Origin of the sequence: Chromobacterium sp. Rain0013, from assembly GCF_015291765.1 — a bacterium.
GTDB classification, from domain to species: domain Bacteria; phylum Pseudomonadota; class Gammaproteobacteria; order Burkholderiales; family Chromobacteriaceae; genus Chromobacterium; species Chromobacterium haemolyticum.
The window spans coordinates 4,382,793-4,396,949 of sequence record NZ_CP031514.1; the positions used below are offsets into that span (position 1 = coordinate 4,382,793).

General features: G+C 61.5%; 14 protein-coding genes. 5 read left to right on the forward strand and 9 right to left on the reverse strand.

The genetic code is table 11. From position 1 onward, the window contains the following. Nucleotides 1-18: 18 nt before the first annotated feature. Nucleotides 19-996, forward strand: coding sequence for a tRNA (adenosine(37)-N6)-dimethylallyltransferase MiaA (gene miaA, locus DXT74_RS19915; RefSeq protein ID WP_194426845.1), 978 nt, complete (start codon nucleotides 19-21; stop codon nucleotides 994-996). A gap of 4 nt (nucleotides 997-1,000) precedes the next feature. Here the strand turns inward: miaA and DXT74_RS19920 are convergent, their stop codons facing one another. The 6 genes from DXT74_RS19920 to DXT74_RS19945 form a co-directional block, all read right to left on the reverse strand. Continuing rightward, nucleotides 1,001-2,215 (reverse strand): M23 family metallopeptidase, encoded by a 1,215-nt coding sequence (locus DXT74_RS19920; RefSeq protein WP_161784615.1) that lies wholly within the window; start codon nucleotides 2,213-2,215, stop codon nucleotides 1,001-1,003. 342 nt (nucleotides 2,216-2,557) lie between these two features. Further along, complete coding sequence (locus DXT74_RS19925) at nucleotides 2,558-2,905, reverse strand: RidA family protein (RefSeq protein WP_043591820.1); 348 nt, start codon at nucleotides 2,903-2,905, stop codon at nucleotides 2,558-2,560. A gap of 56 nt (nucleotides 2,906-2,961) precedes the next feature. Continuing rightward, nucleotides 2,962-4,107 (reverse strand): PLP-dependent aspartate aminotransferase family protein, encoded by a 1,146-nt coding sequence (locus tag DXT74_RS19930; RefSeq protein ID WP_019103973.1) that lies wholly within the window; start codon nucleotides 4,105-4,107, stop codon nucleotides 2,962-2,964. Between the two features lie 56 nt (nucleotides 4,108-4,163). Beyond that, nucleotides 4,164-5,540, reverse strand: a complete 1,377-nt coding sequence (locus DXT74_RS19935) for a cystathionine beta-synthase (RefSeq protein WP_019103974.1) — start codon at nucleotides 5,538-5,540, stop codon at nucleotides 4,164-4,166. Between the two features lie 80 nt (nucleotides 5,541-5,620). Beyond that, nucleotides 5,621-6,457, reverse strand: coding sequence for a class I SAM-dependent methyltransferase (locus tag DXT74_RS19940; protein ID WP_019103975.1), 837 nt, complete (start codon nucleotides 6,455-6,457; stop codon nucleotides 5,621-5,623). Nucleotides 6,458-6,644: 187 nt separating this feature from the next. Next, entirely contained in the window at nucleotides 6,645-7,826 is a 1,182-nt protein-coding gene (locus DXT74_RS19945; protein ID WP_019103977.1) for a fatty acid desaturase, read from the reverse strand. Nucleotides 7,827-8,048: 222 nt separating this feature from the next. On the opposite strand from DXT74_RS19945, the gene DXT74_RS19950 reads away from it, so the two are divergent. Continuing rightward, nucleotides 8,049-9,653, forward strand: a complete 1,605-nt coding sequence (locus DXT74_RS19950) for a YdgA family protein (protein WP_019103978.1) — start codon at nucleotides 8,049-8,051, stop codon at nucleotides 9,651-9,653. Nucleotides 9,654-9,733: 80 nt separating this feature from the next. On the opposite strand, the gene bfr is transcribed toward DXT74_RS19950, so the two are convergent. Next, entirely contained in the window at nucleotides 9,734-10,207 is a 474-nt protein-coding gene (gene bfr, locus DXT74_RS19955) for a bacterioferritin (RefSeq protein WP_019103979.1), read from the reverse strand. 162 nt (nucleotides 10,208-10,369) lie between these two features. Continuing rightward, nucleotides 10,370-10,570: a (2Fe-2S)-binding protein gene (locus DXT74_RS23250; RefSeq protein ID WP_043635824.1), complete on the reverse strand. Its 201-nt coding sequence runs from the start codon at nucleotides 10,568-10,570 to the stop codon at nucleotides 10,370-10,372. Nucleotides 10,571-10,677: 107 nt separating this feature from the next. Here DXT74_RS23250 and DXT74_RS19965 point away from each other — a divergent pair, with 107 nt between their 5' ends. Genes DXT74_RS19965 through mnmA form a run of 3 tightly spaced genes read left to right on the forward strand, consistent with a single transcriptional unit; the run spans nucleotide 10,678 to nucleotide 12,783 of the window. Continuing rightward, entirely contained in the window at nucleotides 10,678-11,130 is a 453-nt protein-coding gene (locus tag DXT74_RS19965) for an NUDIX hydrolase (protein WP_043635827.1), read from the forward strand. Between the two features lie 31 nt (nucleotides 11,131-11,161). Beyond that, nucleotides 11,162-11,710 (forward strand): hypothetical protein, encoded by a 549-nt coding sequence (locus DXT74_RS19970; RefSeq protein WP_231138230.1) that lies wholly within the window; start codon nucleotides 11,162-11,164, stop codon nucleotides 11,708-11,710. Continuing rightward, complete coding sequence (mnmA, locus tag DXT74_RS19975; RefSeq protein ID WP_194426846.1) at nucleotides 11,707-12,783, forward strand: tRNA 2-thiouridine(34) synthase MnmA; 1,077 nt, start codon at nucleotides 11,707-11,709, stop codon at nucleotides 12,781-12,783. Before DXT74_RS19970 ends, mnmA begins: the two co-directional genes overlap by 4 nt. Nucleotides 12,784-12,864: 81 nt before the next feature. On the opposite strand, the gene DXT74_RS19980 is transcribed toward mnmA, so the two are convergent. Beyond that, nucleotides 12,865-14,007: an MFS transporter gene (locus DXT74_RS19980; protein WP_231138231.1), complete on the reverse strand. Its 1,143-nt coding sequence runs from the start codon at nucleotides 14,005-14,007 to the stop codon at nucleotides 12,865-12,867. Nucleotides 14,008-14,157: the final 150 nt, after the last annotated feature.

Below are 14,157 nucleotides of genomic sequence, written 5' to 3' on the forward strand. Positions count from 1 at the left end.
GAACCGCAAGACCCGCTCATGAACGACATTCCGCACGCCATCCTGCTGATGGGCCCCACCGCCTCCGGAAAAACCGGCTTGGCGCTGGAATTGGCTCGACATTTTCCGGTGGAGATCATCAGCGTGGACTCCGCGCTGGTCTATCGCGACATGGACATCGGTACCGCCAAGCCCAGCGCGGCGGAAATGGCGCAATGTCCGCATCACCTGATCGACATCATCAGCCCGCTGCAAAGCTATTCTGCCGCTCAGTTCCACGCCGACGCCAACCGGCTGATCCGCGAGATCAACGCCCGCGGGCGGCTGCCCTTGCTGGTGGGCGGCACCATGCTTTACTACAAGGCCTTGCTGGAAGGCTTGTCCGACCTGCCGCGCGCCGACGCCGCGCTGCGCGCGCAATTGGACGCCGACGCCGCGCAAGCCGGCTGGCCGGCGATGCACGCGCGGCTGGCGCAGCTGGACCCGGACACCGCCGCCCGCCTCAACCCCAATGATTCGCAACGCATCCACCGCGCGCTGGAAGTCTGCCTGCTCAGCGGCGAGCCGATGTCGCGCTTGCTGGCTCGCGGCAAGGAAGCCGCGGCGGATTTCCGCCTGCTGTCGCTGGGTCTGGTGCCTGCGGAACGCGGCTGGCTGCACCAACGCATCGCACAACGCTTCGAACTGATGCTGGAGCAAGATTTCCTGGCCGAAGTACGGCGCCTGCGCGCCGATTATCCGGCGCTGACGCTGGAGCTGCCGTCGATGCGTTGCGTCGGCTATCGCCAGGCCTGGGAATATCTGGACGGCGCCGGCGATGAGCAAACCTTCATCGACAAGGGCGTCGCCGCTACCCGCCAGTTGGCTAAGCGCCAGCTGACCTGGATGCGCAGCCTGGACCTTGTGCCGGTCAACGCCCAGCGGGCCGACTTGGCCGAAGAGCTGGCCGCCGCCGTCGCCGCCTTCCAGGCCGGCGAGCCCATGCCCGCCGGCCTGCGTTTCAACGGCGTGTATTAATTGCTCACCAGGGCCGGCTGGCCGACGCGCACAGCGGCACCACCGGTCCGTTGCTGCCTGTGTCGAGGAAGCCGTCGCTGATCCAATCGCCTCCTCGGGTGCGATTCCACACATCGGTGCGGCCCCATACGCCCTCCACCGCTTCGGCGCGCACATGGCACTGCAAAGCGACGCTCTCTCCGCGATTGACCGTGCCGGTGACGCCGGCGCTCAGGCTGGGCGCGCTACGCAGATTCACCCTCCCCTCGCCCTGCGCCGGCGTCGCCACCCCGCTGGCGCCCGCGGGCGCGCCGCCGCCGTAGTTGTTCAGCAGGCCGCCTACATTGACCCGCGTTCCGTTGCGCAAAGCGTACCCTTGGTAAGCGCGGTTGCCGGCGAAGAACTGCCAGCCGCCGAACAGCTTGCCGTTCACCGGCTCGGCCCGGCCCTGATACAACAAGGAAAAATGCACATGCGGGCCGGTGGTGCTGCCGCCGCAAGGCAGGCCATTGCCGATGGTGCCCAGATAAGCGCCCGGATTGACCCGCGTACCGTCCGCCAGCGTGTTCAGATTGATCATATGGTAGTAAGTGGACGAGAAGCCGTTGTCGTGCACCAGCTTGACCAAGCCGCTACCGCCGCGCACGCAGCTCTTGTAGATCACCCCTGCCTGCGGCGCGAGCACCCTGCCGTCTCCGCCGGCGAAATCGATGGAATCGTAAGGCTGACTTTCGCCGCTGTAGCCGTGCGGGCCGCCGGTCATTCGCCAAGCCGCGCCCGGACGCCATGGCAGCCCCAGGCCGGTGGCGTTGGGCGCGAACGGCTGTCCCGGCCGGACCGACTGACTGCCCCAGGCGCGGCGCTCGTCCGCGCTGAGCCAGTTCGCCGGCGCCAGGGTCAACATCGCCGCGAAACCCGGGCTGCCTTCCAGCTCCAGCGTCCAGCCTTGCGCGTCGCGGCGCGCCAGGAACAGCTTGGACACCGGCACATGATCCATCGCCGCGATCGTGGTCATCGTCGGCAGGGGCTGGGTTACCGACCCCAGCACCCAGCCTCCGTCCTCGCTGTCGCGGTTGACCTCCACCAGCATATCCAGCGCCTCCCCCTTGGCCAGCGGCAACAAGGGCTGCAAGGCCTTGGCCGCCGCCTGACGCAACAGCGGGTCCGGCTGCTTCGATTCCGCCTGCGCGCCGCCGGCCAAGCTTGCCAATACCGCCATCATTAGAGCTGCTTGTTTCATTTTGGGCTCCATTCCTGGTTGGGAAAAACCAAAGCGACGCAATGCCAATGACATTACGCCGCAAACCATAGGGTTATAGAAAGACCCGTTCTTATTTCCTGCTGGCCTTTGGCCCAGCAGACAGCCTACAAAAATCAATAAAAAAGCCCACGTCGCATGACGTGGGCGGTGGCGGCGGCAAGGGCCTTTTAGAACCTGTTTACGGTCTGCTGCGCGTCGGCGGGATGGATAGAAAGGGGCATTGAAAACGGCTTCGAAATGCTCATCTAACGCGCTTACATTCCGCTTTCTCAGCCGCTTTCGCCTTGTCTCGCCTTAGCTCGCGAGATCGTAAACACGTTCTTAGCGTGCGGCCACCAGCTTGATTTCCACTTTCCAGGCCGGATTGGCCAGCTTGGCTTCCACCGTAGCGCGCGCAGGCACGCTTCCAGCCGGCACCCAGGCGTCCCAGGCGGCGTTCATCGCATCGTAATCGGCCAGGCTGGCCAAGAAGATGGTGACATCGACGATCTTGCTCTTGTCCGAATCCAGCTCCGCCAACAGCGCGTCGATCTGGCCCAGCACGTTTTCAGTTTGCGCCTTGGCGTCGGCGTCGGTGTTTTCCGGCACCTGGCCAGCCAGGAAGATCAGGCCGTTGGTGACCACGGCTTCTGCCAGACGCGCGCCTTGCTTGTGACGATAAATGCTCATGCGGATTCCCCTTGGTGAGTCGGATCAAGACAAAGATTCTAACCCGGTCGCGCAGGCTATTGCCATGCCTGACGCAAGTCCTCGATCAGCGCGGCCTCGCCCTCGATGCCCACCGACAAACGGATCAGATTATCGGCAATGCCCAGCTCGCGCCGACGTTCAAGCGGAATCGACGCATGCGTCATCGCCGCCGGCAGGCACACCAGGCTCTCCACTCCGCCCAGGCTTTCCGCCAGCGTGAACAACTTCAAACGCGCCAGCACCCGCCGGGTTTCTTCGGCGTCGCCTTTCAAATAGAAAGACACCACACCGCCGAAACCCTGCATCTGCCTGCGCGCCAGCTCATGTTGCGGATGGCTGGCCAGGCCCGGATACAATACCCGCTCCACCTGCGGCTGGGCTTCCAGCCAGCGCGCCACCGCCAGCGCGTTGCTGTTGTGGCGCTCCACCCGCAGGGCCAGCGTGCGCAAGCCGCGCAACACCAAGAAACTGGCGAACGGGTCCAGCACCGCGCCGACGGCGTTGTGCAGGAAAGCCAGCTGCTCGGCCAGCTCAGGCCGCCGCCGGCTCACCACCGCCGCGCCGGCGATCACGTCGGAATGACCGTTCAGATATTTAGTGGCGGAATGGACGACGATGTCGAAACCGAAAGCCAGCGGCCGTTGCACCACCGGCGAGGCGAAGGTGTTATCCGCCACCGTGATCAGGCCGTGCCGCCGTCCCAGCTCGGCCACCGCCGCCAAATCCACCAGCTGGTTCAGCGGATTGGACGGGGTTTCCACCCAAATCATGCGGGTGTTCGGTCGGATCGCCGCCTGCAAGGCCTCTAAGTCCTCCGACGCCACATAGCTAATCTCCAGCTGAGCGCTTTGCTTGCGCACCTGCTCGAACAATCTATAAGTGCCGCCGTACAGATCGTTGACCGCGATCAGGTGGCTGCCCGCCGGCAGCAGCTCCAGCACCGTGGCGATGGCCGCCAGGCCGGAGGGAAAGGCGTAGCCGCGCACGCCGTCTTCCAGCTCCGCCAAAGCGCGCTCCAAGGCTTCGCGCGTCGGGTTCTGCGAACGTGAATACTCGTAGCCGCTGTGTTCGCCCGGCGCGTACTGCCGGTAAGTGGAGGTGGCGTAGATGGGCGGAATTACCGCGCCGAAGGCGTCCTGATGCAGTCCGGCGGTGATGGATAAAGTGTTGAAATCGGTCATGGCGTTTACTTTCAATACGGATGGCCGGTCCCGTTCGGACCGGCGCTTAATTAGGACTAAACGGAGCGCGAGCGCGGCTGACGGCGCCAGAAAGCCAGCAGGTCGGCCTGAGTGATCAGGCCCAGATAGCGCTCGCCGTCCACCATCAAGGCAACGTGGCCGTCGTTGAAAATATGCAGCAGATCCTGCAAAGAAGCCCGCGGCGACAGGGTGCGCACCTCGCTGGTCATCGCGCTGCGCACGTTCTGACGGAAGTTTTCCGGCTCGCCGTGCACTGACAGCAGCAAATCCCACTCGTCCAGAATGCCGACCACCTTGTCATCGGCCAGCACCGGCAACTGCGACACATCGTGCAGGCGCATGCGTTGATACACCACGTTCAAGGGCTCGTCCGGGTGGCAGGAAACGGTGCTGCCGTCGGCGTGGCGGCGCACGATCAAGTCGGTCAGATCGCCCAGCCGCGGCAGCTCCACCAAGCCGTTGTCCACCAGCCAATCGTCGTTGTACATTTTGGATAGATACTTGTTGCCGCTGTCGCACACCAGCGTCACCACCCGCTTGGGCTCGGTTTGGGCGCGGCAATAACGCAAGGCCGCCGCCAGCAGCGCTCCGGACGAGGATCCGGCCAGAATGCCCTCCTGGCTCAGCAAAAGGCGGGCGCTGTCGAAGCTTTCCTGATCGCTGATGCGATAAGCGCGCTTGACCAGGCTGAAATCGGTTTGCGGCGGGATGAAGTCCTCGCCTATGCCTTCGATCAGCCAGCTGCCGGCCTCGCCGTGCCGCCCGGTTTCAACATGGTCGGCCAATACCGAGCCCACCGGATCCGCCAGCACGATCTCCACTTGCGGCGCCTCTCGGCTGAAAAAACGCGTCAGCCCGGTCAAGGTGCCGCTGGAGCCGACGCCCACCACCACCGCGTCCAGTTCATGACGCATCTGCTCCCAGATCTCCGGGCCGGTGCCGGTTTCATGCGCCAGCGGATTGGCCGGGTTGTTGAACTGGTCGATGTAATAAGCGTCCGGCGTTTCCTTGGCGATACGCGCGGCCAAGTCCTGGTAATACTCCGGATGCCCCTTGCCCACGTCGGACCGGGTCAGCACCACTTCCGCGCCCAAGGCCTGCAGATGCAGAATCTTCTCCCGACTCATCTTGTCCGGCACCACCAGCACCAGCCGATAGCCTTTTTGCGAAGCCACCAGCGCCAACCCCAAACCGGTGTTGCCGGCGGTGGCCTCGACAATGGTTCCGCCCGGTTTCAGCTTGCCTTCGCGCTCGGCCGCGGCAATCATCGACAACGCCACCCGGTCCTTGATCGAACCGCCCGGATTGTGGCTTTCCAGTTTCAAATACAGCTCGCACAGGCCGGTGTCCAGATGCGCCACCTTTACCAGCGGCGTATTGCCGATCAAGGACAAAACGGATTGGTCTTGCATATTGAAATCTCCTAGCTACCGCATATAAATATTATTTTTAAAAACTTGTAGTTATATAGAGAGTAAAAAAAACCGCCGCTTCACACCACGGCGGTGGCTTGCAGAAAACTATAGAAAAACACCAGCTCCGGATTGCTGCGCAATTGGCGCAGTTCCCGCGTCATCGCCGCCACCAGCCCGGCGTCCACTCGTCCGGCCTCGATCAGTTGATCCGCGGCCGACAACAACAGCTCGGTCCAATAGTCCAGCACTTGCTGTCGGCGGTGCGGGTCGCGGCTATCCAGATGCCAGGTCTTGACCTGGGTTTCGACATGGCGGAAACCCAGCCGCAGCAGCATATTGCCCAGCTTGGCGCCAACGAAGGGATCTCCTCCTACCGCCAGTTGATGATCATTGAAAGCCAGCCAGTATTGCTGCAGATGGGAGGAATAAGGCGACAGGAAGAAAGAAGCGTTCATCGCCTCGGTGGCGTAGAGCCGCGCGCCAGGCTTCAAGACGCGACGCACCTCGGCCAACACCCGCTCCGGCGACAATACATGCTCCAGCACCCAGCACAGGAAGGCGGCGTCGAAGCTGGCCGGCTGGAAGTCCAAATCCTCGGCATCCATATGCAGCAGCCGAGCACGGTCCTGCCATGGGCTGCCTTGCAGACGCTGGCGCGCCACAGCCAACTGACGCTGGCTGAAGTCGACGCCGGTCACCTCCAGATCAGGATAGCGCCGCAACAGAATCTCGGTCTGCGCACCGACGCCGCACCCTACTTCCAGCAATTGGCCGACGCCGGAGAAATCGATGTCCCGGTACACGACGGATTCTGAGAAGCGCGCCTGGCGCACCAAACGCGCCTGCTCGGTAGCGGAAAAACCATGAATATAGGGCAGCTCGCTCGCCCCGTCGGTCAGTTGCAGTGTAGCCATGTCCATCTCGCAGAGTTGCATCAAGATGGCCCATTATATTTCCAAATATTATTACAAATATAAATTTTATTTCTTATTTTTATATAAAAAACAAATCTAATTGGCATGCAAAAAAGCATGGTTGCCAACCCGCGCGGACGCAAAAAAACCCGCAGCGCGCTGCGGGTTTTTATCGAATCAAACCGGCTTAAACCATTGCGGCCTGACGCAAGCTTATCGAGAAACGCTGCAAGGCGGCGATGCCCGAAGCCTCGGCGCGGGTGCACCAGTCCTGCAGCTCCTTGAGCAGTTGCTCGCGGCTCAGTGTGGAGCGCTCCCACAGGCGGGTCAACTCCTGACGCATCGAATACACCGTGGCCAGCACCTGGCTGTGTTCCATCAAAGCGGCCAACTGCATGCGCTCGGTTTCCGGCGTGTCCTTGGCGTCCTGCTTCAACCACACTTTCATCTTGCGGCTCAGCTTGCTGCCGGAAAAGTCGGGCAGATTGATCTTGTCCAACTCGCTGCGATACACCTCCTTCAACTCACGCGCGTAACGGGAAGCGATGGCGTAGCGGTTGGAAATGATGGCCTGCAAATGTTCAAGATCCAATTGCGGACGCGAAGCGTCCTCGGCCAAGCGCGGCGCCACCTTGCGCACCTTGGCCAGACCCAGGATTTCCAGAATGCGGATATACATCCAGCCGATGTCGAACTCGTACCATTTATACGACAGCTTGGCCGAGGTGCCGAAGGTATGGTGGTTATTGTGCAACTCTTCGCCCCCCACAAGGATGCCCCAGGGGAAGATATTGGTGGACGCGTCCTCGTTCTCGAAGTTGCGGTAGCCCCAGAAGTGGCCAATGCCGTTGATGACGCCGGCCGCCCAGAACGGGATCCAGATCATCTGCACCGCCCAGATCGTCAGCCCAATAGGCCCGAACAACACCAGATTGATCAGCAACATCAGCACGATGCCCTTGGCGCTGTGACGAGTGTAGACATTGCGTTCCAGCCAATCGTCCGGGGTGCCGTGGCCGAACTTGTCCATGATGGCCTGATCCTTGCAGGCGCCGCGGTACAGTTCCGCGCCCTCCCACAATACCTTCTTGATGCCCAAGACCTGCGGGCTGTGCGGGTCGTCCGCAGTCTCGCACTTGGCGTGATGCTTGCGATGGATGGCGGCCCACTGTTTGGTGACCATGCCTGTGGTCAGCCACAACCAGAAACGGAAGAAGTGGCTGGGAATGGGATGCAAATCGAGCGCGCGGTGCGCTTGGTGACGATGCAGAAAGATGGTGACCGCTGCGATGGTGACGTGGGTCAGAGCCAAAGCGACCACGATATAGCCCCACCAGGGGAGGTCAAGCACGCCGTTTATCCAATTCATGTACTAATCGCGCCTCGTAAATCAAACTAGAAGAAAGACTCTATTCTATACAAGCGGTCCGCCAATGTCAGACCGTTTTGCGTTTTCGCCGATTATCCATCCGCCGCAAACGCGAGTTTGGACCCCGCCAGCGCTCTTGGGTTCACTCGCCGGCAGTAACGCAAGCGGCGGACGATGGTGTACCATAGGGCTTCATTCCATCCTAGTTAAGAAAAAGCGCTAGTGTTGCCAAATCGTCGTCTGATCATTGCCGGCGCCACCCTCGGTGGCCTGTTCGTTCTGTATGGAGGCGCAACCCTATGGGCCGGCGTCAAGGCGGAGCAGACCTTGCAGGAACAGCACAAGATGCTGGCCGACCTGCCGCTGTTCAAAGTCAAATCCCACAGCTACCAACGCGGTTGGTTCTCCTCCACGGAAACCACAGAACTGGTGTTCAACCGCCATTTGTCCGGCCCGTATGAAAACATGCTGCCCGACAATGTGAAGCCCTTGTTGAACGCCACCATCAAGTTCACCAACCACGTCAAGCACGGCCCCCTTCCCGGCATCGGCGATTTCGACTTCCGGCCCGGCCGCGCGCTGGTGCGCACGGAGTTCGCGATGAGCGACTCCACCCGCAAGACGCTGGCCAGCTTCTTCGGCGACAAGGAACCCATCACCATCTTCAACCGTCTGGGCTTCGGCGGCGGCGGCGAACTGGACGTCAAGGTTCCGGCCTTCGACTATGAGGAAGCGCTGTCCGGCGTGAAGATGAAATGGAAGGGCTTTGACCTGAAGCTCGACTACGCAAACGGCTACAAGGAATACAAAACCGAAGCGCTGTCTCCCGGCTTCCTGCTGGAAGCCGCCAGCAAAGGCACGGTCGCCTTCGACGGCGTGCGCTACGTTTCCGACATCCGTCCGGGCAGCACCGGCGTCAAGCTGGGCACCAGCGAACTGACCGTGGGCAATGTCCGGCTCAACTCCCGCGAAAGCGTGCCCTACAGCATCAAGCTGAACGAGCTGGTCTATCTGATGACCCGCGTGCGCGTTGGCGAGTTCATCAACCCGTCCGGCGAATTCAAGCCGTCCGCGGTGACGCTAAAGGATTTCCGCTATCAAATCGTCACCAGCGAGCAGGACGACTACGTCAACACCCGCGGCAAGCTCAACTTCGCCGAGTTCAACTTCAACGACCACCGCTACGGCCCGATGCGCCTGGATATCTCGGCCAACCACCTGCACGGCCCGACGCTGGTCAAACTGGACCAGGCCATCGGCCAAATCCCGTTCGAGGGCGTAGACCCCGCGCTGCTGCGCAAGCAATACATCGACACCATCAAGAAGAACGGCATTCCGCTGCTGCAGAACGACCCCAAGGTGGTGATCAACGAGTTCTACCTGAAAATGCCCAACGGCGAAGCCAAGCTGGAAGGCAGCCTGGGCGTCAAGGGCCTGCAGCCCGCGGACCTCAACGACGCGGCGCAGTTCATCCGGCGCTTCGAAGTGGACGCCAAGCTCAGCCTGCCGCGCCAGACGCTGGAAGACCTGGTGATCGCCCAAGCGCGCACGCTGTTCACCGTCGATCAGAGCGCCGAGGACCAGCCGAACATGAAGGAAGTGGAAGACCTGGCCAAGAACCTGCTGGACAGCCAGTTGGCGCAGTGGAAGAGCGAGCAGTACATCGTCGAGGACAAGGGCCAGATCAACACCGAGCTCAATTACGGCAGCGGCGTGCTGACCATCAATAAAAAGAAAGTGGCCCTGCCTTGGGAGGAAGCCGAGGCGGAAAGCCCGCGCGACGCCTCCCAGCCCAGCACCGACAAGAATACGGACAAAAAGAAATAAGGCGGCGGGCGCCGCATGCAAAAAGGGCTGTCGCAAGACAGCCCTTTTTCTTTCCCGACCCGGTCGAAACCTGGCCGCGTTTAATCGTCGTGCATCTGGCTTTGCAGGTAGTTCTGCAGCCCCACGCTTTCGATCAAGCCCAGTTGCGTCTCCAGCCAGTCCACGTGCTCTTCCTCGCTCTCCAGAATGTCTTCCAGCAAGTCGCGGGTCACATAGTCCTTGGCGCTTTCACAGTAGGCAATGGCTTCGCGCAACACCGGCAGCGCGTCCATTTCCAACTTCAAGTCGCATTCCAGCATTTCCTTCGGATTCTCGCCGATATGCAACTTGCCCAGGTCCTGCAGATTCGGCAAACCTTCCAGAAACAGCACGCGCTCGATCAACGCGTCGGCATGCTTCATCTCATCGATGGACTCGTGGTATTCGTGCTCGTTCAGTTTCTTCAAACCCCAGTTCTTGTACATGCGGGCATGCAAAAAGTACTGGTTGATCGCGGTCAGTTCGTTCTTGAGGATCTGGTTCAGATACTTGATAACTTTTTTATCGCCTTGCATCGCGCTCTCCGGGAAGAAATGATTCTTCCATTATGACATAGCGCGAGCCAGTCTCAAGTTATCACAAGCAAAATAAAGGACTACGCGCCGCGGGGTGCGGTGCGTGGAAGATTTGCAGTTCGCTCGGCCTTGGCCGAGACTAGCAACAGGCGAGGTCAGGAGTTAGGCGGCGCTGCGAGCGGTCGAAGCCGGTCCAAGCGCGTGGACAGCCTCCTTGCGAAGTTGGTTAGCCATGCAGGCGCATTTGCCGCACTCTGTCGCCACCCCGAGCTCGCGGCTCAGATCGCACATGCGGGTTGCCCCATTGTGCACCGCTTCGCGGATTTGCTTGTCAGTCACAGCGTGGCAGAGGCAAACGTACATGGCAGTTCCGGTGGTGAGTTAACTCGGGATTGAGTTAAAGTAATCGAGAATCGTTATCAAGAATATAGATTCAAACAAGAATCATTGTCAACAAGAAAGCGCAGACCATGACGCAGTGGAAACCAAATGCGACAGTTGCGGCAGTCATTGAGTTGGATGGGCGCTACCTGATGGTGGAAGAGGTGACCAGCGATGGCATTTGTTTCAACCAGCCCGCCGGCCATCTGGAATACGGCGAAACACTGGAAGACGCGGTAAAGCGCGAAGTTTTGGAAGAAACCGGCTGGCACTTCCGGCCCTTGGGGCTGGTGGGCATTTATCTGGTGGACCGCCCCAACAGCGACATCACCTATCTGCGTTTCGCCTTCTACGGCCACCCCTTGCGCCGCGAGGACTACCCGCGGCTGGACGAGGGCATCCTGTCCGCGCAATGGCTGAGCCACGATGACATCGTCGCGTTGCGCCCCCGGCATCGCAGCCCCGTGGTGCAGCAATGCCTGGACGATTACCGCGCCGGCAAGCGCCACCCCCTGTCGCTCATCCACCACCTCGACCGCTAGCGGGCGCCTTAGCCCGCAGCCCGGAGTCTGCATGTCCTTGAGATCATTGCCTTTCCTATTGGCTATGCTGGCCTGGTTTCCATGGGCCGCGCAAGCCAGCGCCATCAATATCTGCTACCATTACGGCTGTTCCAGACATGCCTACGTAAACATCTCCGCCGAGGCCGACGCCTGGCTCGCCGCTCGCCTGTCCGAGGCCAACAGCCCGGAAACCGAACGTTCCGCCGTCGGCGCCGCGGTCACCGCGCTCTATCACATCGCCGCGCGCACGCTGCCCATCTGGCAGGACAAGGGCGGCAATTTCCGCGACGGACCCGCCGAAGGCCGCATGGACTGCGTGGACCACAGCAGCAATGTCACCACTTTCCTCACTTATCTGCAGGATCACGGCTGGCTGCAATACCACACGGTGGGCAAACCGGCCTGGCGCGCGCCGCGCCTGCTCGATCTGCATTACACCGCGGTGCTGCGCGACATGCTTTCCGGCCAGGACTGGGCGGTGGACAGCTGGTTCAAGGACTTTGGGCAAGCCCCGGTGGTGCTTGCCCTTGATATTTGGATGGAAGGATATTCCCCGTGACGGGTAAGAAAAGAATTGTCGTCGGCATGTCCGGCGGCGTGGACTCCTCGGTGACCGCTTCGCTGCTAAAACAGCAAGGGCACGAGGTGATCGGCGTCTTCATGCAGAACTGGGAAGACGACAACGATGACGAGTACTGCTCGATCAAACAAGATGCGCTGGACGCGATGAGCGTGGCCGACATCGTCGGCATCGACATGGAAATCGTCAACTTCGCCAAGGAGTACAAGGACCGCGTGTTCTCCTACTTCTTGAAGGAATACTCCGCCGGCCGCACGCCCAACCCCGACGTGCTGTGCAACGCCGAAATCAAGTTCAAGGCCTTTCTAGACTATGCGATGGAGCTGGGCGCCGACTGCATCGCCACCGGCCACTATGCGCGCAAGCTGGAAAAAGACGGCACCCACTATCTGATGAAGGCGGTGGACCACACCAAGGATCAGAGCTACTTCCTGTACCGGCTGCAGCAGCATCAGTTGGCCAAGGCCATTTTCCCGCTTGGCGACATCCGCAAGACCGAGGTGCGCAAGCTGGCCGAGGAAGCCGGCCTGCCCACTGCGGCCAAGAAGGACTCCACCGGCATCTGCTTCATCGGCGAGCGGCCGTTCCGCGAATTCCTGCAGCGCTATCTGCCCACCAAGCCCGGCGAAATGATCCTTCCGGACGGCAAGGTGGTGGGCGAGCACATCGGCCTGATGTATTACACCCTGGGCCAGCGCAAGGGGCTGAACATAGGCGGCGCGCGCGACGGCACCGGCGAACCGTGGTTCGTCGCCGGCAAGGACATTCCCGGCAACAAGCTGATCGTGGTGCAAGGCCATGACCACCCGCTGCTGCTGAAGCCCACCTTGGCGATGGCTGACCTGAGCTGGACGCTGCCGGCGCCGCCGGCGGCAGGCGAATACGCCGCCAAGAACCGCTACCGCATGGCCGACGCCAACTGCAATCTATCCGCCATCGTCGACGGCCAGGCCACGCTGACCTTCCGCGACAAGCAATGGGCGGTCACCCCCGGCCAGTCCGCGGTCCTGTACGACGGCGATGTCTGCTTGGGCGGCGGCATCATCCAATAAGAAGCGGTTCAAAGTCCGCTGCGTGCCGACTGCACAATGAATAAGCCCTGCGCCAAGCCGCAGGGCTTTTTTCTTTCAGGCTCAAGGTTGCGGCAAGGGCTGCAGCCGCCTCAAGCCCAGGCTGATCGCCAGCATCGCCGCCAGGCTGGCCGCCAGCACCGCGGCAACGCCTTGCCAACCGCCCCTCCCCCACATCAGGCCGGACAAAGACCCCACCAAGCTGGAGCCCAGATAGTAGGCGCTCAGATAAATGGCCGAGGCCAGCGCCCGCCCCTGCCGCGCCCGCAGCCCCACCCAGCTGCTGGCCACCGAATGACCCGCAAAAAAACCGAAGGTGAACAAGGCGATGCCGGCTACCAGCAGCGTCACGCGGTCGCTCAGGGTCAAGCCCAGCCCCAGCAACATGGACAGGACCATCAGCCACAGCACATTGCGCCGGCCCAGGCGGTCCGACAACTTGCCTACCCAGGCCGATGACCAGACGCCGACGATATACAGCGAAAACACCAGCCCCAACAAGCTCTGGCTCATATTGAACGGCGCGGCCAGCAGACGAAAACCCAAATAGTTGTACAAGCTGACGAAACAACCGGACAACAAAAAGGCGCTGACGAACAACCAGGGCAGTCCTGGATCGCGGAACAAGCCCTTGGCTTCCCGCCACATGCGGCCGAAATCATGCCTGCGCGGCTGGAAATAACGCGACGGGGGCAGATTGCGCCAGAACAAGCAAGCCCCCGCCACGCCAAGCAAGGCCAGCGTCAGCAACGCCCAGCGCCAGCCTAGATGATCGGCCAGCAAGGAAGCGATGAAACGGCCGCTCATCCCGCCCAGCGCATTGCCGGCGATATACAGGCCCATAGAGTGGCCCAGTGACTTGGCGTCCACCTCTTCGCTCAAATAGGTCATCGCCACCGCAGGCAAGCCGGCCAGAGCCAGCCCGAACGCCGCGCGCAGCCACAGCAGATGCTGGAAGCTGTCCGCCAGCGCAGACAGCAACATCAGCAGCGCGCCCAGCGCCAGCGCCGCGTTCATCAAGGGGCGCCGGCCCAGGCGATCCGCCAGCAGGCCGGCGGGAATCAGGCTCAGGGCCAGACTGCCGGTGGCCAGCGACACCACGCCGCTGGAGGCGGCCGGCGACAGGGCGAACTCCTGAGCGAACATCGGCATCAGCGGCTGCGCGCCGTAAAGCATGGCGAAGGTGCAATAGCCGCCGACAAACATGGCTCGCGCGGTGGCGCGAAATTCTGGGGTGCCTGCATGCAATTTGGCCGGGGGAAAGCTGGGTTCGGACGGTGGCGGCGCAAGGGCGCGAAGGCAAGGAGACGACGAATCGGCGGACATGAAAAGCTTTCAATGCGAAATATGGCTTTG